The sequence below is a fragment of the Mesorhizobium sp. P5_C1 genome, assembly GCF_054049815.1.
The window spans coordinates 1-5,505 of record NZ_JBFULQ010000390.1 but is presented as its reverse complement, the minus strand read 5'-3'; the positions used below and the strand labels follow the sequence as shown (position 1 = coordinate 5,505).

Here is a 5,505-nt window from a genome sequence, read left to right as displayed (position 1 = left end):
ATATCGACCTGTCGACCTATGTCGACCAGACCGAGCCGGCCGATGTTCTCTACAATCAAGGTCTTGCCAATCTGAATGCCGGGCGCCTGCAAGAGGCGAGCCGCAAATTCGATGCCGTCGACCGTCAGCATCCTTATTCGGAATTCGCCCGCAAATCGATGGTGATGGGCGCTTTCGCAGACTATCGCCAGGGCAACTACGACGAGGCGATCGGCTCGGCCAAACGCTACCTCACGCTCTATCCGTCGACCGATGACGCCGCTTACGCGCAGTACATCATCGGCTTGAGCTACTACCGCCAGATCAAGGACGTGACGCAGGACCAGAAGGAAGCGCGCCAGACCCTTCAGACGATGCAGGACCTGGTGACGCGCTGGCCGACATCGGAATATGTCGATGACGCCAAGGAAAAGATGCGCTTCGCCAACGACCAGCTGGCCGGCAAGGAAATGCAGATCGGCCGCTACTATCTCGAGCGCCGCGAATACATCGCCGCCGTCAAGCGCTTCCGCACCGTGGTGGAGAACTATTCCAACACACGGCATGTCGAGGAGGCGCTCGCCCGCCTGACCGAAAGTTATTACGCGATGGGCCTGACCTCGGAGGCACAGACCGCCGCCGCGGTGCTCGGCACCAACTACCCCGACAGTTCGTGGTACAAGGATTCCTACAAGCTGCTGCAGAGCAACGGGCTTGCGCCGCGCGAGAATGCCGGCTCGTGGATATCCAAGGCCGGGAAGATGATCACCGGCGGCGCCTGACCCCAGAGCATTGGACCGAAGCGTACGCAACGCTTTTTCGGATTGATCCGGTGCCCAAACAAAAAGATAGTGCGGCGCTGCGACTCCAGATGGTCGAGTGCCGCTCTAAAGCGCATCGCGCTTTAGGTCTTTTGTCTTTGTGCATGTCGTTATCCCAAAACCGGGTCCACTTTTGGGCGACATGCAATAGGTCCGGGTTCTGATGCTTTCCAGACTGTCGATCCGCGATATCGTCCTGATCGAGAAGCTGGATATCGACTTCCAGCCGGGTCTTTCCGTGCTGACCGGCGAAACCGGCGCCGGCAAATCCATCCTGCTCGATGCCCTGTCGCTGGCGCTCGGCGCGCGCGGCGACGCGTCGCTTGTGCGCCATGGCGCGGCGCAGGGCCAGGTGATCGCCGTCTTCGACGTGCCGCGCAACCATCCAGCCCGCACACTGCTTGCCGAGAACGCCATCGACGATGACGGCGACATCATCCTGCGCCGCCTCCAGACGGCAGATGGCCGCACCCGCGTCTTCGTCAACGACCAGCCTTCGAGCGTCACGCTGATGCGCGATGTCGGCCGMGCGCTGGTCGAGATCCACGGCCAGCACGACGAACGCGCTCTGGTCGATCCCGGCGCACACCGCGATGTGCTTGACGCTTTCGGCGGCCATCTCGGCGCTGTCCGCTCGACCGGCGAGGCGTGGCGGCACTGGCGCGCCTGCGAGCAGGAGCTGTCGCGTCACAGCGCCAAGGTGGCGGCGGCCGCGCGCGAGGCCGACTATCTGCGTGCGGCGGTGGCGGAACTGACGAAGCTCGATCCGCAGCCGGGCGAGGAGACCGATCTCGCTGAGCTGCGCGCATCCATGATGCGGGCGGAGAAGATCGCTTCCGAAATCCATGACGCGCAAGATGTGCTGTCCGGTCCGTCCTCGCCCTTGCCGCAACTGGCGAGCCTGCTCAGGCGGCTGCAGCGCAAGGTGACGGAAGCGCCGGGCCTGCTCGACGACGTGGTCAAGTCGCTCGACGAGGCAATGCTGTCGCTCGACGCCGCGCAATCGGGCGTCGAGGCCGCACTGCGCGCCACCGAATATGATCCACAGCGGCTGGAGAAGGCGGAGGAGCGGTTGTTTTCGCTGCGCGCCGCTTCGCGCAAGCACACTGTCGCCGTCGACGACCTGGCGCAATTGCGCGACACGATGTCGGCCGATCTCGCCGATCTCGATGCCGGCGAGGAACGCTTGCACGGGCTGGAAAAGCAGGCTGCCGCGGCGCGCGAGACCTATGACATAGCCGCCGCACAGCTGTCCTCGCTGCGTCATGCGGCAGCAGTCGGCCTGACCAAGGCGGTCATGGCCGAGTTGCCGGCTCTAAAGCTCGAACGCGCCGCCTTCATCGTCGAGATGAAGAGCGAGGCCGAGGGCCGCATGGAAGAAGGCATCGACCAGATCGAATTCTGGGTGCGCACCAATCCAGGCACACGGCCCGGGCCGATGATGAAGGTCGCTTCCGGCGGTGAGCTGTCGCGCTTCCTGTTGGCGCTGAAGGTGGCGCTGGCCGACCGTGGCTCGGCGCCGACGCTGGTTTTCGATGAAATCGACACCGGCGTGGGCGGCGCGGTCGCCGACGCCATCGGCCAGCGGCTGGCGCGATTGTCGAAACGCGTCCAGGTGCTGTCGGTCACGCATGCGCCGCAGGTAGCGGCACGTGCGGCGACGCATTTCCTGATCTCCAAGTCGGGCAGCACCGACCGAGTCGCGACCGGCATTGCCGAGATGGACCGGCCGGCGCGGCAGGAAGAGATCGCGCGCATGCTGGCCGGCGCCACCATCACCGACGAGGCGCGCGCCGCCGCCGAGCGGCTGCTGCGCGAGAACACCGCCGCGTCCTGACGATGCACGGTTCGCCAGGCTGGCAAAAATCCCGGCTTCGCAACAGAGTCAGCTTGTGGCGCCATCCCGCTGTTTCGGCGCGGTTTTATCAGAATTTTGCTCCCTTGGATCCGAAAGCTGATCTATGGTCGCGGACCACCAAAGCGCGTCGCGCCGAATCGGATTTGCGCGACGCGCTCTGGGTCTTTGTTGCTATGCGTGTCGTTGTCCCAAAACCGCTGCGCACTTTTGGGCGGCATACATCTATGAGCCGGGTCTGAAACCATGTCCGAAAAACCAGTCGATGCCCTGACAGACAGCGAAGCCAAAGCCGAGCTGAAGCGCTTGGCGGAAGAGATCGCCGAGCATGACCGGCGCTACCATACCGAGGATGCGCCGATAATCTCCGATGCGGAATATGATGCGTTGACGCGCCGCAACCTTGCCATTGAGCAGCGCTTTCCGGCGCTGGTGCGCGAGGATTCGCCGTCGCGCAGGGTCGGTGCGGCGCCGGCGGAAGGCTTCGCCAAGGTGCGCCATGCGGTGCCCATGCTCAGCCTCGCCAAGGCCTATACCGACGAGGATGTCGCCGACTTCATCGAACGCGGCCGGCGGTTCTTCGATCGCGACAAGGATCTCGACATCGCCTTCACGGCCGAGCCGAAGATCGACGGTTTGTCGGCATCGCTGCGCTATGAAAGCGGTGTGTTCGTGCAGGGCGCAACGCGTGGCGACGGTGCCGTCGGCGAGGACATCACCGCCAATCTCAGGACGATCGCCGACATCCCCGCGAAGCTGAAAGGCTCGGGCTGGCCAGAAATCATCGAGATACGCGGCGAGGTCTATATGACCTACGCGGAATTCGAGGCGCTGAAGCAACGCTCGGCGGCGGTTGGCGGCCAGGACTACGTCAATCCGCGCAACACGGCGGCCGGTTCCCTGCGCCAGAAGGATCCATCCGTCACCGCCAGCCGCAACCTCAAATTCTTCGCCTATGCCTGGGGCTATACGTCTGAGGATCCCGCTCCGACCCAGTACGGCGCCGTGCAGAAGTTCAAGGATTGGGGGTTCGCGATCAGCCCGCTGATGGTGCGGGCGAAGTCGGCCGAGGAGTTGATCGCGCATTATCATCGGATCGAGGAGCAGCGCTCCTCGTTGGGCTACGACATTGATGGCGTCGTCTACAAGGTCGACCAGCTGGAGCTGCAGCGCAGATGGGGTTTCGTCACCGGCGAGCCGCGCTGGGCGGTTGCGCATAAATTCCCCGCCGAACAGGCGATGACGACCGTGCAGAAGATCGACATCCAGGTCGGCCGCACCGGCACGCTGGCGCCGGTTGCGCGGCTGGCGCYGGTCACGGTCGGCGGCGTCGTGGTCGAAAACGTCACGCTGCACAATGAGGACTACATCAAGGGCCTGGACAGCACGGGACAGCCGATAAGGGACGGCATCGACGTGCGCATCGGCGATACGGTGGTGATCCAGCGGGCAGGGGATGTCATTCCACAGATCGTCAGCGTCGTCATCGACAAGCGTCCGCCCGACGCCGTGCCATACGAATTCCCGCACACCTGTCCGATCTGCGGCTCGCCCGCGACGCGTGAAATCAACGAGAAGACAGGCAAGGAAGATTCCCGCCGCCGTTGCACCGGCGAACTGATCTGCCCCGCGCAGGCCGTGGAAGGATTGCGGCACTTCGTGTCACGCGGTGCCCTGGACATCGAAGGCCTGGGCGCCGAGAACATAGACACTTTCTTCAATGCGGGATTGATCAAGACAGCCGCCGATATCTTCACGCTCAGGGATCGCCGTCCGGCCGTCACCAAGGCGTTGGCCGAGCGGCGCGAGGAGCAGGCTAGGCAGCGCGAGGCGGCATCGGGCAAGACGCGCAAGAATGTGCGCAGCGTCGAGGATCGCAATTACGAAGGCCTCGACAAACTGTTTGCTGCCATCGACTCGCGCCGCGAACCGGAACTGGACCGCTTCATCTTCGCGCTCGGCATCCGCCATATCGGCGAAACCACGGCCGCAGTGCTTGCCAAAACCTTCTCGACCATCGAGGAACTGATCCGCGTCGGCAAGGAGACAGCGGCGGCCGACGATCCGCACAGCGTTTTCCCATCGGTCAACGGCATCGGCGACACGGTCATCGATGCGCTACGCGACTTCTTCGGCAACGAACGCAACGACGACGTGCTGGACGCGCTGCTCAAACAGGTCAAGCCGAAGCCGTATATCGTGACCATCTCGGCCGACAGCGCGGTGGCTGGCAAGACGATTGTGTTCACAGGCACGCTGGAAAAGATGACCCGCCCCGAAGCCAAGGCAATGGCCGAACGCCTCGGCGCGAAGGTCGCGGGCTCGGTTTCGGCGAAGACGGATCTGGTGGTCGCCGGGCCGGGCGCCGGCTCCAAGCTCAAGCTCGCCAGCGAGCTCGGCGTCGAAGTGATCGACGAGGACGCCTGGCTTGTGCGGATCGGCAAGGCGTGATGGAAGGTGCATTCAAGGGTTTCGGGCAGAAGGCCATTCCGTTCCTGAAGGCGCTGGATTTCCATCAGAGCCGGGAGTGGTTCCTGGAAAACCGCGACCTGTTCGAAAAGGAGTTGCGCGATCCCTTCGGCGATCTGGTCGAAACGCTCACGGAGCGTTTCACGCAAGCTGGGCTCGGCCTGCGCGGCGATCGCAAGAAGTCGCTGTTCCGTATCAACCGCGACGTGCGCTTCGCCAAGGACAAGCGGCCTTACAACCGGCATCTGTCGGCGATCCTGTCGCCCGACGGCACCAAGATGGCGCACGGCGTGTTCTACGTTCATGTCGGGCTCGAGGGTTGCTTTGCCGACGTTGCCTGGTGGCAGCCGGAGCCGGCACTGCTGCTGGCTATGCGCAAAG

The 5,505-nt window shown here is 63.8% G+C and carries 4 protein-coding genes; all 4 read left to right on the top strand.

Features of this window, described 5'->3' with window-relative positions; translation table 11 throughout:
• The coding region (locus ACXJ7R_RS23945) for an outer membrane protein assembly factor BamD (RefSeq protein WP_457154004.1) at positions 1-761 on the top strand (761 nt) is incomplete at its 5' end.
• A gap of 202 nt (positions 762-963) precedes the next feature.
• Positions 964-2,637 (top strand): DNA repair protein RecN, encoded by a 1,674-nt coding sequence (gene recN / locus ACXJ7R_RS23940; RefSeq protein ID WP_457154003.1) that lies wholly within the window; start codon positions 964-966, stop codon positions 2,635-2,637.
• 264 nt (positions 2,638-2,901) lie between these two features.
• Entirely contained in the window at positions 2,902-5,106 is a 2,205-nt protein-coding gene (ligA, locus tag ACXJ7R_RS23935; protein WP_457154002.1) for an NAD-dependent DNA ligase LigA, read from the top strand.
• Positions 5,106-5,505 (top strand): TIGR02453 family protein (locus ACXJ7R_RS23930; protein ID WP_457154001.1); only part of this gene is annotated, 400 nt, incomplete at its 3' end. The genes ligA and ACXJ7R_RS23930, both read left to right, overlap by 1 nt.